This window comes from Micromonospora coriariae, assembly GCF_900091455.1.
GTDB classification, from domain to species: domain Bacteria; phylum Actinomycetota; class Actinomycetes; order Mycobacteriales; family Micromonosporaceae; genus Micromonospora; species Micromonospora coriariae.
Map to the genome: position 1 here is coordinate 6,594,999 of NZ_LT607412.1, position 18,035 is coordinate 6,613,033.

An 18,035-nucleotide genomic window follows, 5' to 3' on the forward strand; every position below is an offset into this window, starting at 1 on the left:
CGACGATGTTAGCGGCATTCCGGCAAATCAAGATCAGCCAGATCGATCGCGTGCGGTCGTCCGCGTCGCCGGCGACGGCGGTTACGCCGCGAGGCAGTGCCGCCGGTCTCCGGCTCCGGAAGATGGCGATCGGCTCGTGTCCCCGGTCGGCGGCCTCGTCGACGACGCGCGAACCGACCATTCCTGCGGCTCCGACTACGGCGATCTTCATCGAGTTGTCCCTTCCGGTACAAGCTGCACGCCCGTGTGGCGTGGGCGGGCTGGCGCGGGAAGCTGCCCCGCGACGATTGCGGCCAGCGAGAGCCCGAGCCCGAGAAGCTCGATTGGGCCGAGTGTCTGATCGAGCAGGATGGCGCCGAGCAGCGCGGCGACCAGCGGCGAGAGCAGACCGAGAACCGCGACGGAGGTCACGGGCAGCGTGGTGACGCCGCGGAACCACAGGACATACGCGGCCAGGCCGCCGAACAGGCCCAGCCAGAGGTAGCCGAGAGTGGCGGGCAGGTCGATCACTGGTGGCGGCCCCTCGACGAGGAAGGTGATGGGCGCCAGGAAGAAACCGCCCGCGCTGAGCTGCCAGCCGGCGAAGGCCATCGGACTCACCCCGGCGGGACGTCCCCAGCGCTTGGTGAGCGTCACCCCGAGCGCCATCGTGGCCGCGCCGACGAGTCCGGCCGCGATTCCCGCGACGTCGAGCGCGGCATCCGGCCCGATCACCACCAGGCCGACGCCCAGCACCCCGGTCACGCCCCAGACGGCGCGCCAGACGGAGAGTCCCTCCCGCAGGAGCGTCGCGGCCATGACGGCGACGACCAGCGGCTGCACCGCGCCCAGGGTCGCCGCGACGCCTCCCGGCAGCCGCTCGGCCGCGACGAAGAGCAGCGGGAAGAAGAGTCCGATGTTCAGTACGCCGAGCGCGGCCGCCTTTCCCCACCATGCCCCTCTCGGCAGCGTACGGGTGACCGCCAGCGCCACCAGACCGGCGGGCAACGCGCGCAGGAGTCCCGCGAACAGCGGGTGGCCCGGCGGAAGAAGCTCGGTGGTGACGACGTAGGTGGTGCCCCACGCCAGCGGGGCGAGCGCGGTCAGGGCAGTGCGCGGCAGGTTGCCGGGGAACGTGCCGCCGCCGGCTGCGCGAGGGAGTCTCTCCGCTCCGGAACTTGTCATATCGGAAGTCTCGGCGCGTGCCTATCAATGAGTCCAACACATGTTTGTCATCCGATCGATCTACAGAGAAGATGGATCAATGGAGCTCCACCAGCTGCGCTACGTCCTCGCCGTCGCCGAGACGAGCAGTTTCACCCGGGCCGCCGAACGCTGCCTGGTCGTCCAGTCCGCGTTGAGCCACCAGATCGCGCGCCTGGAACGGGAACTCGGCGCGAGGCTCTTCGAGCGGACCAGCCGCCGGGTGCGGCTGACTCCGGCGGGTGTGGCGTTCCTCCCCGCCGCCCGCCAGTGTCTGGACGCCGCCGAACGCGCGGCCGCCGAGGTCGCGGCGGCGGTGGGAGAGGTACGGGGACGACTGACGGTGGGTCTGATCCCCACGGTTGCGGCAGTCAACATTCCGGCCACACTTCGCGCGTTCCGGGAGCGGTACCCGTACGTGCGCGTCGGCCTGCGCGTCGGCGGCAGCGACGAACTCGTGGAACAGGTCAAGCAGGGCGTCATCGACGTGGCGTTTCTGGGGCTACCGGAAACGGTTCAACCGAAGGGCGTCGACGTGCACGAACTCGCCCGCGACCGGCTCGTCGCCGTGGTCGCCCCGGATCATCCGCTCGCGCCGGAACCGGCAGTCGACCTCCACCGGCTCGCTGCCGAGGCCTTCGTCGACTTTCCGGTTGGAAGCGCCGGGCGGGCCCAGACCGATCAGGCATTCTCCGCCGCCGGCCTTGCCCGCGACGTCGCGTTCGAGGTGAGCGCCGCCGACCTGATGGCTGAGCTCGTCGCTGCGGGGCTGGGCGTCGCCATGCTCCCCTCCGCCTACGTGCCACGACTCACCGGCGTGACCACCATTGACGTCGCCGATGCGCCGGCCCGGGTCGAGCACCTCGTCTGGAGCCGCCTGGGCCGGACCCCCGCGGTAAACGCCTTTTTCACTGTTCTGAAGATCCCGCCCGGGACGGCCCCGGAGCGGCAGCCACCCGGCCCGTGAGCCGAGCATGGCCTGCGTCCTGGCAAAAGCCGGTGGCGCTCGAAGGCGGCCAGGCTGCGACGTCATGGCAACGCTCCCCCGAGTTGCCGCGGAAAACCGTTGGGCTGCCCGAATTGCTTCAGACATGATCGGCTCGTGGACACCTACCTGGAGACCGAGCGCCTGGCCCTGCGCCGTCTCACTGCCGATGACGCCGACCTGCTGATCGAGCTGGACAGCGACCCGGCGGTGATGCGCTACCTGACCGGTGGCAGTCCGACCGCGCCGGAGCTTGTCCGCGAGCGCCACCTCCCGAACATCCTCGCCGGCTACGCGAAGTGGGACGGCGACCTCGGACTGTTCGCCGCGCACGAGAAGGACGGCGGTGCGTTCATCGGCTGGTTCATCCTGCGTCCCGAGCCGGAGGGCCCGCTGGACGAAGTCGAACTCGGCTACCGCCTGCGGCAGGCGGCTTGGGGCAACGGTTATGCCACCGAGGGCTCGCGGGCCTTGCTGGGCAGGGCGTTCACGGAGTTGGGTGTGCGCATGGTCTGGGCCGAGACGATGTCCGTGAACCACGGTTCACGCAACATCATGGAGAAGCTCGAAATGACGCTCGCGGACACCATCCCTACTCCCTCCGACATGGAGATGATCCAGGGCTCCGAGCATGGAGGCGTACGGTACGAGATCACCAAGGAGCAGTGGGAGCGGCGGCAGTAGCCACGGCACGAACGGCCCGTTCTGCATCCACGCCCACCGGAACGTCTGCCAAGTGACCTGCGACATGCGCGCGGATCGCGGCAATTCCGGAAGGAGAATGCGTCGTCAGTAAGGGGGCCGTCAGCGGTCAGGCAGTGTGCCACACTCCCCCGGTGCGCGCCCTCATCATCATTGCCGCGAGCCTCGTGGTGCTCGCTGGATGCTCCACGGCGGACAAGCCACAGGCCTCCTCAGCATCTCCCGACCGCGAGACGGAAATGTCCGCTGCCACCGCCTCGGCGAACGCGGGGCCAGGGTCCGATCTCTGTGACTTGCTAAAGCCCGGAGAGTTAGAGCGGCTACTCGAGGAACCCGTCGGTGACGCGAAGCCCGGGATGGTGGGTGGCCTGCCAAACTGCCAGTGGACGGCCGCCGATGGCCGCTTTGTCCAACTAGCCGCAGCGGATGCGTCGTACTGGGCGCAGTCACTTCCGGAGATACTCCGAGTGCTCGAAGCATCGGGAGCACTCAGAGACTCCGAGAACGTCAGCAAGCTGCGCGCGGGTACAGCCCTCATCGAAGCCGGACAGGACATCGACCCCGACCAGGCTTGCTCCCTGTTCTCCCAGATGGTCGAGCTTCAGGGTCGGCCGCCGGGGACGTCGTGGATCGTGGGTCGGCCAGCCCGTCCAACGCCCTGACGTGCTCCCACGAGCTCAGCGCGTCCGCGTCGGCGAAAACGAACCGTGCGTGGTCGACCCCCAGCTCCCCGAACACCCACGAGTCGGCCACCGGCGCGTCACCGAACTCGATCCGCATGGACTGCCAGCCGTACTCGCCGGGGACGGCGGTGACACGCAGCGGGCGATCAGCTGGTACCTCGATCGGCAGCACCGGAACGCCCATGACGATGAATCCGTGTTCCCGGGCCGCGACCGCGTGCCGGACGCGTTCCCGGTGCGGGACCTGCTGCTTGAACGCGCGCAGGCTTGCGCCGTGCCCATGCTCGCGGCAGTGTTCGTCGAACGTGGCGGTGAACTCGGCGACGGCGTGGGCGGGGACGTCGTATAGCCGGGTTCCGGTCTGCCGGTCAAAGGAGTCCGCCGCGGCCTCGGCGTCCGGCCCCACGATCGCGAAGTCGGTTGCCGGGCGCTCCTCGTCGTCCGGCACCCGGTCGCCGGACCACAGTTCGAGGTAACCACCGTCCATGATCACCAACTGCCCGGATGGACACGTCACCTCACCGAGCACCACTTCGACCGCCATGATCATGGAGTGTAGGGTCGGCAACGTCGTTCAGGTAGGCGAGGCGACGGGCCTCTGCTGCTAAGCGGCGTCAAGGTGGAGAGCCAGAACCGTCACTCATATCCCATGGCCGGGATGACCTTGCCGAGTGCTTCTTCGATGAACTCGCGGGTTTCGTCATCGAATTGGTCGTTGCGGTTCGTCAGCTTGTGCGACTGAAACGTTGAAGGGGTGACGACGTCGCCGACGTCGAGCCGTTCGAACAGGGCGCGGCGCTGCCCGGGCCAGTCGGCTGCGAGATCTTCCGCTTTCACCTCGATGTATCGCCTGCCCGTCAGGTCGACCGTGTTCTTCCAGGTAAGCCATCGGTGGTAGACCGGCTTGAGGTAGGCGAGCGCTCCGTCGACGGTGGACGGCGCCCACGGCTGGGCCAGGTGGGATGCGAGCACTGAGACCGGGTGACGCTTGATGTGCACGATGGTCGCTTCGGGCACAAGTTCCCAGAGGAACTCCATGCACAGCAGGTTGAACGGTGTCTTCTCGCACCAGGTCGGCTTGCCCGCGTCGGCGGCTGCTCCGCCGAACATCGTGTCGATCAGCCCCCGCAAGATTCCGAGCAGTTCGCCCCGGTCGCTGAAATACCTGGGAACTACCCTCCGGCGGCTCAGCGGCTCGAACGGCCCGGCCGGCCGGTCGGCGTTCCCGAATCCTTCCGCGGGCGAAGGTTCGTCGTATGTGTACGCGATCAACTGCGGCCAGAGCTGTTGAACCGCGTCCCGGTAGCGCCGCGCGCCAACCAGCTCGGGAACGGTTCTGCCGCGATCGTCGCGCCGGCCGGGCACTCGTACGGTGAGGAAATCGCTCAGCCGGTGCAGAGCATCCTCACCGACGGTGGGGTCGTATCGATCGGTGAGCGCGTCGGCCAGGTCCCGCAGGCCACCCGGGTCGATGAGAAACCTGGTCTCCATGGGAATCCGATGGATCAGCGGATGTTCGCCAATGATGTCGGCGATCCGTGACGTTCCCGAACGACCCGTACCCGCAACGAAGATCGGCGAGGGGAAAGGCATGGCGAGCAGTCAAACTCTCAGCCCGACGCCTGTGCAAGCCAATTGCCCTCTTCACCCGCTGCTACGGGCCGGACCCGCACCCGCCGCGCCGAGTGCGTGCCGCACGGTCGCCTCCAACAAGCGAGCAACGATTTGTCGAAGCTCCCCAACGCGTCGCATCCCTCACACACTGAGCCTTTTTCATCGTGACGGTGCAGGTCACGGCAGGTGGAGCCCTGGCGCGCCAGTGCCGCGGCGCCCGCGGCGTCGGCTGTGAAAATCGCTGTACGGCTATCGGAGCACACTGGTAGAAAGCCGGGGTGCAAAAGACTTTGACGTTCTCTGATCATCTGCGGCTGATTGACGAACGGTCGACCGCCTTCCGTGCCGCGGTCGCTGCGGCGCCCAGCCTCGACGTGCCGGTGCCGAGCTGTCCGGGGTGGACGCTGTTCGATCTCGTGCAGCACCTGGGCATGGGCCGCCGCAGGTCGGCCGCCATCGTTGCCGCAGGGCCGGCCGACGCTCCCCCGGAGAAGTCCGCCTGGGAGGACGGCACGGGTGCGCCCCGGGAACGGGAGGCTCTCCTGGCCTGGTGGACCGAGTCCGTCGAGCGACTGACGAGCGCGCTGAGTGAGGCCGGCCCGGATCGCGGTTGTTGGACGTGGTGGGGTGACTCGCAGTCACCGGAAACCTCCGGTGCATGGGCTCGGCGCCAGGTTCCGGAGATCGCGGTGCACACCTACGATGTCCAGCTCGCCGTGGGTGACCCGGAGCCGCTGCCGGACGAGGTCGCCCTCGACGGTTTCGACGACTGCCAGTTCACCCTCTGCTCGACGGATGTCGCCTGGCCGCACGAACCCGCGGTCGTCGACTACTACGCCACCGAGGGCCGCTCTTGGCGCCTGCGGCTGTCCCGCGACGGCGCATGGGCCGCCCGCCTCGGCGCGCCGGCTACCAGCGAGGACCCGGCCACGGACAAGGCCGACGCCTCCGCCCGGGGCACGGCCAGTGACCTGGTCCTGTTCTTTTACGGCCGCATACCGCTGGATTCGCCGAAGCTGGAGCTGGACGGTGACCGTCGCATCTTCGATCAGCTCATCGCCTGGGACCCGTCCGTGTAACAACGATCCCATTTACCCTGCGTAGGGCGGGTTCTCGACGTGGTGCAGAACCAGGATCGCGGTGGCGCGGTGTGGGCAACAGCGCAGTTTCGTCAGAACTTTCCAGGTTTTGAGGGTGGCGTTGGCGCGTTGACCGATGGGTGGTTCGCCACGCCGATCACTGTTGGTCGCGGCTACGAGGGGAAGAGCTTCCAGTGCCCCTCGGAGACGACCTCGGTGCCGTCGGTCACCTTGATGGCCGTGTGGTCGTCGATTGCGTACGCCGGACCCGCGATCTCGGCCGCCCATTTCTCGGCATCAGCCATGGTGTTGTCCGGCTCGAGACCTAGGTGCGGGAAGATCGAGAAGTCGACGACCCCCAGTGTGCGGTCGTCGGGCGCGGACGGCCACTCGACGAAGTCCGCACCGATCCGGGGGGTCAGCACCATGCTCCCAGCACTCAACCCCACCCAGACGGTGTCCCGTAGCGACGGCAGGAGGTCCGCCAGCCCGGACTGCCGCATCCAGTGGCACAGGTACGTCGCATCGCCGCCGGCCACGAGCATGACGTCAGCCTCCCGGACCCAGGGGACCCACCGTTCCTCGCCGATGCTGGGCAGCGCTGTCAGCTCGAGGACGCCCAGCGACTTCCAGCCCAGGCCGCACATGGGTAGCGGCGTCTCACCGGTGATGAAGCTCCAGACCGAGGCTGGCCCGCCCATGGGGTGGGCCGCCGTAGGGATGCAGAGGGCACTGGAGTCGGCGATCGGCTTGCCCAGCAGGTCGACCAGCGCATCGCCGATGCTCGGGTTCGTGACGCCCGCGGACGTGAGAAGAAGCTTCACGCTTGCCTCCTGTACGTAGCGCTCATGACGCTCTCCTCGAGAGTCGGGAGATCGGGTGTGGGAATACAGACTGGACACCGCAACGAAACTCATCGCCGTTGCGACCCCTCAGGCCCCCACACGCACATCGGCATGAAGAGGCGGCGCAGTCCGTCGGGCATCGGTGAGAGGCCGCCTCCCGGTCAGCGGCATGAGCGTGCGTGGTCAGCCGGCTGGCGAGCACCATTCATCTGCCATGGCGATGATGCGAGCGGTCACCGTGTCCGGATCCACAAGTTGATGCAGGTGAAGCCCTGGAACATGGTCGAAGTCCCAGCCGCGTTCCCGCGCGTCCTGCGCGGCTTGTTCGTACGGCGGACCGAACAGCAGATACCCGCATGGCGCGTCGTCCCAGCCGTCCGGAACGGGAACCCTCTCCTCGTAGTAGCTCAACGGCAGGCGCGGCTGCTCGGACGAGACGACACGCCGGGTCTGCGGATCCGGAAACATCGGCGCGACATCGGACTCGTCCCACCACGCCGTCCATTGCGGCAGCCTGCCACCGGTCGCTTGGGGACGCAGAAAATCCAGCAGCTCGGGCGGCGCCACCGCCGTCGGCCCGCTGCGAGCGGGCAACGCCGCGTCGACGAACAAACAGCCGGCCACCGGACGCCGGGCAGCCTCGACGATGACCGGGACAAAGAGACCGGCGTTGCTGTGCGCGACCAAGACGACCGGGATGTCCAGCGGCAACTGGTCGGTGGATCTGCCGACGGTCTCTGCGACGGACGGCCAGAACGGCGGTCCTGCATCCGCCACGCCGAGCAGCGAAGGCACCAGCGTAACCGCACCCGAGGCCTTCAGCCTCGTCGCCACAGGCGCCCAAGTCAGAGGACCCACCGATGGGCTGTGCACAAGAACAATTGCGGCATCCACCGGTTCACCGTGCCTGACGTCGCCTGCTGGCCGCCACCCCATTCGTCACGCCAACGGCGAACACGGCAGCCGTAGATCCGCACGCTCACGCATCACCGGCCACCGCCCGCTCATCGACATGACCGCGCAGCGCAGTGGGCTGGGCGCAGCCAGCGCGCGGACAGCGGCATAGAAAGACGTTCTGCGTGTCGATGCAGGACGTAGGAACGTCCCCCTGATGCGCTTGTCGGGCTTGGTGTCCCATCGCAGGAGGAGGACGTTCATGGGTAACGGTAGCGGTGTGTCCCGGGGTGATCGCAACCGCAACGCGCGGCTTGCTCGGCTGCGGGCGCTGGTGCCGGTGACCAACGCGATCGTGGGGATCGACTTGGCCGACGCGAAGCAGATGGTCGTGGTCACCGATCACGACTCGAAAGTGTTGGCCCGTAAGACATTCCGCTGCCGCGCCTGGAATCTCGGGGCAGCGTTGGACTGGGCCGCCGAGCGGGCCGCGGCGAAAGGGTGGGCGGGGGTGACGGTGGCGTGCGAGCCGACCGGGCACCGCTGGCGGGTCCTCGGTCAGCTCGCTGCGGACCGGGCGATGCCGTTCGTGTGCGTGCAGCCGATGCTGACCTCGTGGGCGCGGCGCAGCGAGGACCTGACCTCGGACAAAACCGATGAGAAGGACGCGGTGCTCATCGCTCGGCTGACCGCGCAGCTGCGCTGCTACGTGCCGGAGCCGATCGATGAGACCTGGGGCCGGCTGCGGCATCTGGGCGCCCGCCGCGAACAGCTCATCATCGAGATGGTCAGCCAGGTCCAGCAGATCCGCGCGCTGCTCGAGTGTGTCTGGCCCGCCGCGCTTGATACCGCCAAGCAGCCGTTTCGGTCCCGCACCTGGGCTGCAGCGATGACGGTGATCTGCCAGCGTGACGGCGGCGACCTCGCCCGCACCCGACGCCTCGGCGCGGCCCGGTTCGAGCAGGCCGTGCGCCGTGAGATCACCCGCCGCGGCGGGTGCAAACCCTCGCTGCGCATCCTGCGGCACCTGTTCACCGCCTTGGCCGACCCCACCGGGGTGATCGCCCACCGGCCCGGTGCACTGGAGCGGGTCGCGTTCCTGCTGCAGGACTGGCACACCGCCACCGACAAACTCACCGACACCGAGACCCGGATGACCCGCGTCCTCGACGAGCTCAAGCTGACCGATCTGGCCACCTCCATCCCCGGCCTATCCGCGGTTGGCGCCGCGGCGATCCTCGCCGAGACCGGTGACCCGAACCGGTTCGCCACCGCCCGCGCCCTGGTCAAGCACGCCGGCCTCGCACCGCGGGAGAAACTGTCCGGCACGTTCGTCGGCCGCACCAAACTCACCGGCCAGGGCCGACCCGCGCTGCGTCTGGCCGCCTGGCGGGCAGTCTGGGGCGCCCAGCGCAGCAATGCCGTCTATGCCGCCCGCTACCAGCATTTGACCACCCGGGAGACCAACAAGCTCACGGCGACCCAAGCCCAGACCGTCATCGCCGCGGCGATCCTGCGCCAGTTGCACGCCGTCATCACCACCGGACGAGCGTGGAACGCCGACATCGCCACCTACGGCAGCCACCACCGCAGGCAGGTGGCTCTAGCCGCCTGATTCTTCGTCGCGGCGTTCAAGCTGACGGCCGGGGCGAGCCCTACGCGGCATTGAGACACGCACTGTGATCTCGCCTGTCATCATGGGCAGCCCCGGCCCGTCGTCTCATCAACCCGATTACACGCTGCTGGGGACCAACCCCATCACCGCTATGCAGGGACAGACGACGGCCGAGGCACCGACCAGAAGCTTGACCAAAACGACTTACGCTGATGACAGACCATGTGACCTTGGGGCACCAGCGCCGGGTAGCGCCGCGCCCGGCGGACCGCACGGCACCGCCTCTTCTGGCAGGATCCGTCGGATGCGCAGACTGATGGTGCTCCTTCTCGTGATGGCTGTTGCCGCCTGTGGCGACGGTGACGCGACCGAGACGGGAGCCACCGAACAGTTCACCCAGGGCGGCGTCAGTATGGAGCCGACGGTCAAGGCCGGCCAGGTTGTCACCGCACGGACAGTCACCGGCACGTACGAGGCACGGCGCGGCGATGTCGTCCTGATCCGTTCCCCCGGCGGTCTCTGGGGTGACCGTAAGGCGCCGCTGCTCAAACGCGTCGTCGCGATCGGCGGCGAAACCATCGCCTGCTGCGATACCTCGGGCAAGTTGACGGTCGACGGCAAGCCGCTGGCCGAGCCGTATGTGGCTGAGGACGCGTCGCTCGACGAGCCGCCGAACCCGAACTACTGCGGGCCGCGCCGGTTCGCCGCGGTCACCGTGCCGGCCGACTCCGTCTTCGTCATGGGCGATAGCCGCGCCCGGTCGAACGACTCCCGGTGTGCCGGGCCGGTGCCGGTGTCGTCGGTCTTCGCCGTAATTGTCGACTGACCAAGGCGCACCTGACACCTTGCGACGGACGTACCGAGGTGGCCGACGGTAAGCGCTCGGACGGCGGCATGAGCGATCATCAGGGCACCTCAACCCAGCGGGCGGCCGCGTCGAACGTGTCCGTCGGGGTGGCGTTGAATGCGATCGCTGCGTCGGGCGCGTGCCGCCGCACCAGATTGACCACCAGCTCGAACAGTTCCGGCTGATTGCGCACCCCGCCACCAATGACGACGCACTCCCAAGGCTGGGCGCAAAGGGCAGTGGTGACGACCGCCTCCACATCGTCGCTGCCGTCGAGGCCGAACAGGCAGAACTCAGCCCCCACGCCGTGTTCGACGAATCGGGCCCTCCCAACTTCGATGCCGTCTGCGACTGGCTTGGGGTCCCACGGCCCCGGCACCCGATACGGATCCAACCCGATCACCAGCACGCGGGGCGTGAGGGCCGTTGTGTCCACTGTTGAAGACTACGTCTTGCGGTGCACGGTCATTGGTATGTCCGCACGCCGACCAGCCGGGCCGAGGCGTCACGTAGCGTAGCGATCGGATCGCGGCAGATGTACGCGCCGCTGCACCAGGGTCGAATGCCGAAGTACACTTCAGGGACTGCTTTCAGTTGAACGTGAACGAGTTCGGCGGTGGACATCTGACAAGCATTCCACGGGGCCGTCGGGTCCTCAGTGATCCGGTGATCGATGCTTGGCAGTGCGCGCATGTCGAGGCACCACACCACTTAACCGCCCTTACCCGAGACACGTAGCAAACGGCTTGTTTGCCCGACAACGAAAGAACTAGGGTCCGCTCCAGCATCGAAGTACCAACGAGCGGAGTCGCATGGGACTGCCCCCGGTTCGGTTGACTCCTGACCTGTGAGGATGCGTTCCTCGCTGGAAGGATGTCTGTCATGCCGAAAGCGTTCCCCCTGGAGTTCCGCCGTGACGTCGTCGCGGTCGCCCGTAAGGGCGAGGCCCCCATCGCCCAGATCGCGAAGGACTTCGGGATCTCCGACGCCTGTTTGCACCGCTGGCTCAAGCTCGCCGACGTCGAGGACGGCATCCGTCCCGGGACCACCAGCAGCGAGTCGGCGGAGCTGCGGGAGCTGCGCCGCAGGAACAAGGTGCTGGAACAGGAGAACGAGATCCTGCGGCGGGCCGCGGCGTACTTCGCCAAGGAGATCTCCCCAAAATGATGTACCCGCTGGTCGGTGACCTGGCCGCGGACGGGATCCCCGTCGCGGTGACCTGCCGGGTGCTGGGGTTCAGTAAGCAGGCCTACTACGCGTGGCGCGCCGAGCCGGTCTCGCAGCGACACCTCGACGACGCTCACCTGATCAACGCCGCCCTCGACATCCACGCCGACGACCCGGCGTTCGGCTACCGGTTCATCGCCGACGAACTACCCGCCCACGGCATCAGCGCCGGCGCCAACCGGGTCGCGCGGCTGTGTTCACAGCAGCGCATCTGGTCGGTCTTCGCCAAGCGCAGAGGCCTGACCAGGCGGGCCGGACCCCCGGTGCACGACGACCTGGTGCAGCGCCGCTTCACCGCCGACGCCCCCGACCAGCTGTGGCTGACCGACATCACCGAACACCCCACCGCCGAGGGCAAGCTCTACCTGTGCGCGATCAAGGACGTGTACTCCGGCCGGATCGTCGGCTACTCCATCGACACCCGCATGAAAGCCTCGTTGGCCGTCGCTGCGCTGTCGAACGCCACCCGGCTGCGGAACCCGGCCGCGACGATCGTGCACTCCGACAGGGGCAGCCAATTTCGGTCCAGGAAATTCGTGAAAGCGTTGCACCGCAACGGGTTGACCGGCTCGATGGGCCGCGTCGGCGCCTGCGGGGACAACGCCGCCATGGAGTCGTTCTTCGCCCTGCTGCAGCGCAATGTCCTGGACCGGCAACGCTGGCAAACACGCCACGACCTACGCCTGGCGATCGTGACCTGGATCGAACGGACCTACCACCGCCGGCGACGGCAACGCCGCCTCGGCCGGCTCACGCCCATCGAGTTTGAGACAATCAACCAGCCCGCACACGCGGCCTGAACCACTCAACCCCGCGAGTCAACCAAACCCGGGGCAGTCCCCATTCATGTTCGACGACCTCCTCCGCGCCAGCGCGGCACTGCTCCATGACGTCAGCGTGCAGGTTCAGGACGTGCGCCACAACGAGCCCGCCCCCGGCTCGGTGTGGCGTCGTGAGACGGCGCTGGATGCGACAGTTGGCGACGAGGGTTTCCCAGTGCCTTACAGCTTCGCCCACCACGTGCACCGCACGCTCAACTACGCTGCTGCCGAACGCCTCGAAACTCTTTCGTGGTGTGTGCAGCCCGGCTTCCCGCAAATCCTCAGCGCCATCGACTTGGCCCGCGCCGCAGCAGAAACAGCGAGTCTGGCGGCGTGGCTGGGTCGTCCGGAAGCGGACGGCGAGGCTCGGCTTCGTCGTCTGATGTTCATGGTGCAACGGGCGGATGGGGAGCAACGTGGATTGCAGACAGCGCTGGGCGTAGAGCTGTCATCGAGTTCGAAGGCGATCCTCGACTGGGCTGGCCGCAGGAGGCTGCGTGCCGAGCGATACCCGTCTCGTGAGGCGCTGCTAGCTGCCGTCGATGAGGATGCCGGCTCCATACATTACAAGCGGCTGAGTTCGTTTACTCACGGCAACCTCGACGCCATGATGGCCCTCTACATCGAGATTGAGCAGGCTCAGAAGGGCGATAGCCGGCTCCTTGAGGTGCATGCCTTGTCGGTTGCGACTGTGGCAGCGAGTTACATGCTCGGGGGGTTAGCCTCGCTGGCCCGAATTACTGGTATCGGGCAGCCGGAGCTGGCTGCTCTCGACGAGAGGGCCGAGGAGATGGAGGAGGCTTTGGAGTGGGCCGCGGAACAGGTGCCCGACTTGGCGAGGTAATTGGCGCCCGGTCCTCCACTTCTCCACGGTAGAAGTGGCTGATCACCAATATTGGGTCCGATTCGCAGCACACGCACTGCGGCAGATCCGGGCGTCCGGCGATGGGTGTTGCCGCGTGATGCTTGGTCACCCCACGCCCTTGCCCTGTTCGGGGGGAGGCTGCCGAGGTGGACGGCTTGCCTTGCCGAGTGTGTCGCCCCGTGTGATGGAATGACTGCATGACGATCTTCTCTGTCACACCCCGAACGGATCCGTCACCGGCCGGCCATAGAGACAGTCACTTCCAATTCCTCGATCGCGTGTCTGGGCCGTATTGGGACCAGGTCCGTGACCTGATCGAAGACTGGTTCTCCCGCCTCTGCCCCGATGCGCAAGCCGACGTTCAGGGCCGTCTACGGTCCAAGGACGACCGCCAGTTCAGGGGAGCTTTCTTCGAGCTGTACCTTCACGAGTGCCTACTCCGGATGGGCTACTCCGTAACCTGCCACCCGCAACTTGAGGGGACGAGCAGGCGGCCGGACTTCCTTGCCCAGAAGGACGGTCGGTCCGTCTATGTCGAAGCTCGGTCGGCCTCACCCAGCGACGTCGTGGTCGGCAAGTCAGCCCGGGTAAACGCGGTATACGAGTCGCTCGACAAGTTGGTTAGCCCAAACTTCTTCCTCTGGATCAACGTTGCTATGCACGGTGAAGCCCCGCTCCGCGTGCGGCCGCTGCGGGGCCGTTTGAAGAAGTGGCTTGGCGGGTTGGACCCGGACGACCACACCCTGGAGGGCAAGCATCGCGACGACCTTCCTGGGTTCATCCACGAGGACGCGGGTTGGAAAATCGACTTCCGTGCGATCCCCAAGTCGCCCAAGGCCCGCGGCAGGAAGGGTGCAAGGCCGCTCGGCATTTTCGGGGGTGGCGAGGCCCAATGGGTACAGGACGAAGAGGGGATCCGAGGCGCGTTGGCCGACAAGGGCTCGGCCTACGGCTCGCTCGATGCGCCGTTCGTCGTCGCAGTCGCCTCGAGCAGCATCTCTCTGGATGACTACGACGTGATCAACGCCCTGTACGGCACCGAGGTCGTCGAGATCCGCACCTACGCCGACGGTACGCAGTCAACCGCAATGGCCCGCAAGCCCGACGGCTACTGGTACAGGGGCAACCGCTGGGATCACCGTGGTGTGTCAGGGGTCCTCGTGGTCAAGAATCTTCACCCCGCCTTCGTCGGCAAGCAGCAGCATACGATCTGGGAGCACCTAGCCCAGAGCACACCGTTGATGCGTTGCCCATGTGGCGGCGTGCTGTCCCGGGTTCGGACGGGGACATGACGTTCGTCGAGCCCGAGCGCTCGCAGGCTTATTGGTTCGGCGTTGGCGACCCGTGGCCCGTGGGCGAGCCCTTTCCGACAGAGTGAGCGCTCGCGGACGCCAGGCGGCTTCAGCATCTTCAACACGGTTCCCGCGACACCGACCGGAGCGGGCGCAGTACCCGAGGTCGACTTACTCACATCGGCTAGATCCGTTTACGCGGCGAAGGTCTCGACCCGTGACACGGCGTCGTCCCGAGGTCCGTACAACCGTGAGGACACCGGAACGGTGCGCGTAACCCTGACCGACGGCCACTTCGGGTACGCCCTGGTGCGGTTACGGCCGCCGGGCGAGCTGGGCGACGAACGCACGCCACGACGTCGGGCCGAAGACCAGGGTGCCGCCATTGCGGTTCTTCGTGTCACGGACCAGAACGACGCCGGGCAGATTGTCCGCGACCTCGACGCAGTCGCCGCCGTTGCCGCCACTCTTCGTGCTCTTGCGCCAACGTGCGCTGGTCATGTCCATGATCTCGCCGCTTCTGTGAGGAGTTCCAGGGAACGCCCTCGGGGAAGGGCCTCGCCCCGGATGCGTTCCCACCGCCGCTCCAGCGTAGCAATCTCGGAAGCCTGGTCGATGATCTGCGCGCGTGCCTGGCTGTCCACATGCGCCGCTCGTGTCCCGCCGGGCAACTCGGCGAGCGTGAAAGGCCCGTCGAGTCCCGGATACGTCGCCGTGCCCTGCGGTACGACGTGGAGTTGCACGCTCGGTAGGTCGGCGCATGCCACGAGGTGAGCAAGCTGCTCGGCCATCAGTGCCCGGCTTCCGGCGGCCGGACGGCGAATGATTCCCTCGTCGATCACCGCGACGAGCAAGGGTCCTCGCTCACGGCTCAGGATCGCTTGCCGGTCGAGCCGCGCGGCGACCAACTCGTCAACCTCGTCCGGCGTCAGCGCCTGGCCGTTGAACGTGGCGCGTGCGTACGCCTCGGTCTGAAGCAGGCCTGGAACCCAGGCGAGCTGGAACGCCCGCAGCGCGACCGCTTCACGCTCGATGTCGACCCACGGTCGGAACCACACCGGCTCCCGGCGGTTGAGCACGTCCGGCCATAGGTCCACCACGTCCTTTCTGAGGATCTTTGCTACCTCAGCACGATGGCGGGTCTGCGGGATGCGTCCCGGGTTCGCCCATCGGGCGACGGTCTTCGGGTGCAAACCGATGCGATCGGCCAAGCTCTCAGCCGTCTCGCACGCCTCGGCGAGCGCCGCGACGAATGCGTGGTTCATGCCCGCGTCCCTTCCGGAGCCAATGAAACGTACCGAAGAAATCATCTAACGCTGTGTGATTGTCACGCAACCCTCGGCAGGGTGCTGCGTAGACGGCGCGAGCGGTGGAGGCGACACAAGCCCGGCGTGCGCGTCCGTAGCGGGGGCCCGGCCGACCCGGCGGCGAGCACCGAGGCCGGGCCCCCTTCCCATCAACGGATGCGAGGGGGCGCCGTGCCCGACACACCCAGGCTGCCCGACCCGAGGCCTGCGAGGCGAGGTACGGCAGTGATGACACGGTCGATCCAGTCGGGCGACCTGCTGCGCCTGACGCGGGACGCGAGCCCGCAGTTCGTGCGAGCGGTCACGGTCCGGGTGATCCGTGTTCTGGTCGACCGGCACACCTACCACGGTTGGCTGTGGATCGAGTGCTACGAGCTGGCCCCGAACGGCGACGCGGTGGCCCGCCGCGAGCTGTACCTGATGCCCGCGGGCGTGCGCTGGCTGACGGCGCTACCGGAGCCGACCAGCCGTCGTCGGCCGGCCGTAGCCCGGCGGGTGATGGTGTGAGCCGCCGCCGGCTCCACCTCCCGTCCCGGCCCACCTGGCGCTGTCAGGCGTGCGGGATCGCATGGCCGTGCTCGCCGGCGAAGGTGCGCCTGCTCGCCGAGTACCGGACCGACCGAGCGGCGCTGCTGACCCACCTCGCGGCGTTGGGCGTGGAGGCCGCCCGCGATCTCGCCGGGCTGGGCCCGGACACCCCGCCGACCGACCTGGTCGAGCGTTTCACCGGATGGGCCTCGGCCCGGTGACTCAGTCCGGCGGGCCACCGGATCGAACGGAGTCCTCGCCCCGCTGCACCGCGTCGCGTACCTCTTCGTTCGCCGTTGTCGCGTCGCACCCGATGGGGCGAAGAAGGTCGCTGGCGGCGGGACGCACCTGGGTCACCACCGCGTCGCCGAACTCGTCGACCCGCTGGGCTCGGGCTCGGGCAGCCTGGAAGACGGCGGCGCGTACCGCTTGCCGGGTCTTTTCGGTGGGGCGCCCGGCGCGGTGCTCACGGCGCAGCAGCTCGACCGCGTCGGCGAGTTGTCCGACGCTCGCGGGCAGCTCGGGAGGAACCCGTTCGTTGTACTGCAAGGCCAGCGCTGACCTGCGGGCCACTCCCCGACTGTGCTCGATGACCCGTTCCATCCGCTGACTTGCACGCGCGAACCGCTCCACATCCTGACGGCGCAGCCAACGGGCCGGCGCGAGGCTGACGACCTCCTCGGCGCCGCTGAGTGCCTCGTGCATCCGCTCAAGGTCCGGTCCCATGCCCCGTAGGGCGTCCAACGCGCGAACCGCCCGCTGCTGATCACTCGTCGTCAGCGCCGCGGAGACCTCCCGCAGCTGACGGGCGAGACAGTGGAAGATCGGGGCCGCGTCACGGTCGAGGATCCGCATCGGGTTCAGCGGTATCAGCAAGGCGACCACCACGAGGCCCACTGCTCCGCCGACCATCGCCTCGACGATGCGCGGCCATTCCAGGTCCTTCTGGGCCGGCGCCAGGGTGGCGAGCAGCACCGCCGTGCCGCCGGCCTGGCCGACGGCCGCGCCGCTGCGTCCGAAGAGCACCAGCGTGGCGAGGATGGCGCACCCGACGACGAATCCGGTCTGCCAGAACCCGGTGCCCAGGAAGGACAGCAGAAAGTCGGTGGTGGCGATGCCGAGCCCGACTCCGAGCAGCAGTTCGACCGTGCGGTGGGCGCGCTGCCCGAGTGAGGCGACGATCGTGCCCACCGCGGCGGAGGGGGCGAAGATCGGCGCGGGGTTGCCCAGCAGATCGTGCCCTATCGACCAGGCCAGAGCCGCGGCGAGTCCGGCCTGTACGGAGATGACCAGGGCGACTTCCAGTTGATTGAGCCGCAGTCGTCCCGCCCGGCCACCTCGGCCCCCAACCCGAGCGGCAGTTGCCTTCGCACGTGCCACCAGCCGGTCGCGCGGTGGCGGGCTGCCGCCGGACCGGCGGCGGCCATCAGGATTCACCGAGCACTCGTACCACGGCGCAGCTCGGGAGGTCCGGCCAATCCCGAAGATGATGTCGTACGCGGTGGGTGCCACCACGGTGCCGTGCGGCACGACGGTGGCACCCACACCC

19 protein-coding genes and 2 pseudogenes are annotated in these 18,035 nt (G+C 67.9%); 11 read left to right on the plus strand and 10 right to left on the minus strand.

What is annotated here, in order from left to right; translation table 11 throughout:
* Positions 1-207 precede the first annotated feature (207 nt).
* Complete coding sequence (locus GA0070607_RS30795) at positions 208-1,164, minus strand: EamA family transporter (RefSeq protein ID WP_089021332.1); 957 nt, start codon at positions 1,162-1,164, stop codon at positions 208-210.
* A 79-nt stretch (positions 1,165-1,243) separates the two neighbouring features.
* Here GA0070607_RS30795 and GA0070607_RS30800 point away from each other — a divergent pair, with 79 nt between their 5' ends.
* The 3 genes and pseudogenes from GA0070607_RS30800 to GA0070607_RS34240 form a co-directional block, all read left to right on the plus strand.
* Positions 1,244-2,149, plus strand: a complete 906-nt coding sequence (locus GA0070607_RS30800) for a LysR family transcriptional regulator (RefSeq protein WP_089021333.1) — start codon at positions 1,244-1,246, stop codon at positions 2,147-2,149.
* A 135-nt stretch (positions 2,150-2,284) separates the two neighbouring features.
* Entirely contained in the window at positions 2,285-2,851 is a 567-nt protein-coding gene (locus GA0070607_RS30805) for a GNAT family N-acetyltransferase (RefSeq protein ID WP_089021334.1), read from the plus strand.
* A 188-nt stretch (positions 2,852-3,039) separates the two neighbouring features.
* Positions 3,040-3,270 (plus strand): annotated as a pseudogene (locus tag GA0070607_RS34240) (DUF3558 family protein); the annotation flags it as partial.
* Positions 3,271-3,403: 133 nt separating this feature from the next.
* On the opposite strand, the gene GA0070607_RS33690 reads toward GA0070607_RS34240, so the two are convergent.
* Together GA0070607_RS33690 and GA0070607_RS30820 are read right to left on the minus strand one after the other, a co-directional pair.
* Positions 3,404-4,096 (minus strand): hypothetical protein, encoded by a 693-nt coding sequence (locus GA0070607_RS33690; protein WP_231930570.1) that lies wholly within the window; start codon positions 4,094-4,096, stop codon positions 3,404-3,406.
* Between the two features lie 92 nt (positions 4,097-4,188).
* Entirely contained in the window at positions 4,189-5,145 is a 957-nt protein-coding gene (locus GA0070607_RS30820; RefSeq protein WP_172899136.1) for a sulfotransferase family protein, read from the minus strand.
* 299 nt (positions 5,146-5,444) lie between these two features.
* Between GA0070607_RS30820 and GA0070607_RS30825 the strand changes: the two genes are divergently transcribed.
* Positions 5,445-6,245, plus strand: a complete 801-nt coding sequence (locus GA0070607_RS30825) for a maleylpyruvate isomerase N-terminal domain-containing protein (protein ID WP_089021338.1) — start codon at positions 5,445-5,447, stop codon at positions 6,243-6,245.
* 12 nt (positions 6,246-6,257) lie between these two features.
* On the opposite strand, the pseudogene GA0070607_RS32640 reads toward GA0070607_RS30825, so the two are convergent.
* From GA0070607_RS32640 to GA0070607_RS30835, 3 genes and pseudogenes are all read right to left on the minus strand, one after another.
* Positions 6,258-6,383, minus strand: a pseudogene (locus tag GA0070607_RS32640) (IS5/IS1182 family transposase); the annotation flags it as partial.
* Positions 6,384-6,418: 35 nt separating this feature from the next.
* Positions 6,419-7,069: a Type 1 glutamine amidotransferase-like domain-containing protein gene (locus GA0070607_RS30830; protein ID WP_089021339.1), complete on the minus strand. Its 651-nt coding sequence runs from the start codon at positions 7,067-7,069 to the stop codon at positions 6,419-6,421.
* A 204-nt stretch (positions 7,070-7,273) separates the two neighbouring features.
* Positions 7,274-7,885: an alpha/beta hydrolase gene (locus tag GA0070607_RS30835; protein WP_231930573.1), complete on the minus strand. Its 612-nt coding sequence runs from the start codon at positions 7,883-7,885 to the stop codon at positions 7,274-7,276.
* A gap of 361 nt (positions 7,886-8,246) precedes the next feature.
* Between GA0070607_RS30835 and GA0070607_RS30840 the strand changes: the two genes are divergently transcribed.
* Positions 8,247-9,599 (plus strand): IS110 family RNA-guided transposase, encoded by a 1,353-nt coding sequence (locus GA0070607_RS30840; RefSeq protein ID WP_157743323.1) that lies wholly within the window; start codon positions 8,247-8,249, stop codon positions 9,597-9,599.
* Between the two features lie 82 nt (positions 9,600-9,681).
* Positions 9,682-10,425 (plus strand): signal peptidase I, encoded by a 744-nt coding sequence (gene lepB, locus GA0070607_RS30845; protein WP_157743324.1) that lies wholly within the window; start codon positions 9,682-9,684, stop codon positions 10,423-10,425.
* Positions 10,426-10,504: 79 nt separating this feature from the next.
* Here lepB and GA0070607_RS30850 read toward each other — a convergent pair whose 3' ends face one another.
* Positions 10,505-10,882: a hypothetical protein gene (locus tag GA0070607_RS30850; RefSeq protein ID WP_089021343.1), complete on the minus strand. Its 378-nt coding sequence runs from the start codon at positions 10,880-10,882 to the stop codon at positions 10,505-10,507.
* A gap of 446 nt (positions 10,883-11,328) precedes the next feature.
* Between GA0070607_RS30850 and GA0070607_RS30855 the strand changes: the two genes are divergently transcribed.
* From GA0070607_RS30855 to GA0070607_RS30865, 3 genes are all read left to right on the plus strand, one after another.
* Positions 11,329-12,473 (plus strand): IS3 family transposase gene (locus tag GA0070607_RS30855; RefSeq protein ID WP_089021344.1). Its coding sequence is split into 2 segments (ribosomal slippage): positions 11,329-11,602 and positions 11,602-12,473, totalling 1,146 coding nucleotides; the frame shifts between segments, so codons are not numbered across the junction.
* Between the two features lie 46 nt (positions 12,474-12,519).
* On the plus strand, positions 12,520-13,338 hold the full coding sequence (locus GA0070607_RS30860; RefSeq protein ID WP_089021345.1) for a hypothetical protein: 819 nt from the start codon (positions 12,520-12,522) through the stop codon (positions 13,336-13,338).
* Positions 13,339-13,556: 218 nt separating this feature from the next.
* Entirely contained in the window at positions 13,557-14,651 is a 1,095-nt protein-coding gene (locus tag GA0070607_RS30865) for a hypothetical protein (RefSeq protein ID WP_157743325.1), read from the plus strand.
* Positions 14,652-14,966: 315 nt separating this feature from the next.
* Here GA0070607_RS30865 and GA0070607_RS30870 read toward each other — a convergent pair whose 3' ends face one another.
* Together GA0070607_RS30870 and GA0070607_RS30875 are read right to left on the minus strand one after the other, a co-directional pair.
* Complete coding sequence (locus GA0070607_RS30870; RefSeq protein WP_089021347.1) at positions 14,967-15,158, minus strand: DUF397 domain-containing protein; 192 nt, start codon at positions 15,156-15,158, stop codon at positions 14,967-14,969.
* Positions 15,149-15,916, minus strand: a complete 768-nt coding sequence (locus tag GA0070607_RS30875; protein WP_089021348.1) for a DUF5753 domain-containing protein — start codon at positions 15,914-15,916, stop codon at positions 15,149-15,151. Before GA0070607_RS30875 ends, GA0070607_RS30870 begins: the two co-directional genes overlap by 10 nt.
* 270 nt (positions 15,917-16,186) lie before the next feature.
* Between GA0070607_RS30875 and GA0070607_RS30880 the strand changes: the two genes are divergently transcribed.
* Both GA0070607_RS30880 and GA0070607_RS33695 read left to right on the plus strand, forming a co-directional pair.
* Positions 16,187-16,465, plus strand: coding sequence for a hypothetical protein (locus GA0070607_RS30880; RefSeq protein WP_089021349.1), 279 nt, complete (start codon positions 16,187-16,189; stop codon positions 16,463-16,465).
* Positions 16,466-16,548: 83 nt separating this feature from the next.
* Positions 16,549-16,707 (plus strand): hypothetical protein, encoded by a 159-nt coding sequence (locus tag GA0070607_RS33695; protein WP_231930576.1) that lies wholly within the window; start codon positions 16,549-16,551, stop codon positions 16,705-16,707.
* Between the two features lies 1 nt (position 16,708).
* Here GA0070607_RS33695 and GA0070607_RS30890 read toward each other — a convergent pair whose 3' ends face one another.
* Positions 16,709-18,031, minus strand: a complete 1,323-nt coding sequence (locus GA0070607_RS30890; RefSeq protein WP_231930579.1) for an FUSC family protein — start codon at positions 18,029-18,031, stop codon at positions 16,709-16,711.
* Positions 18,032-18,035: the final 4 nt, after the last annotated feature.